The 415-nt window shown below is 65.5% G+C and carries 1 protein-coding gene; it reads right to left on the minus strand.

Going from position 1 to position 415, the window contains the following annotated elements; all coding sequences use genetic code 11:
- The coding region (locus IMZ11_RS44410) for a Mur ligase family protein (protein WP_255708230.1) at window positions 1–415 on the minus strand (415 nt) is incomplete at both ends.

The raw sequence follows: 415 nt of genomic DNA on the forward strand, positions 1-415 counted from the left end.
GAACCTGCTTGGCGATGACCGCCACGGTGTCGGTCGGCACGAGGTCATCGGGCTGCCGGGTGATGATGCCCGCCTTCTCGCCCGCGATCTCGGCGATCGTGTCACCGAGGTAGTCGGTGTGGTCGATGCCGATCGGGGTGATGACCGCAACGGGGGCGTTGACGACGTTGGTGGCGTCCCAACGGCCTCCCATCCCGACCTCGATGATTCCGACGTCGATGGGCACGTCGGCGAATGCGGCGAACGCCATCGCGGTCAAGACCTCGAACTTGCTCATCTTGGGGCCGCCCGCGGCTTCGGACTGCTGGTCCACCAGATGCACGAACGGTTCGATCTCGCGATAGGTCTCGACGTAGCGAGCCGGGGTGATGGGCATTCCGTCGATCGAGATGCGCTCGACCGCGGACTGCAGGTG

It is taken from the genome of Microtetraspora sp. AC03309, assembly GCF_020826795.1.
Lineage (GTDB): Bacteria > Actinomycetota > Actinomycetes > Streptosporangiales > Streptosporangiaceae > Microtetraspora > Microtetraspora glauca.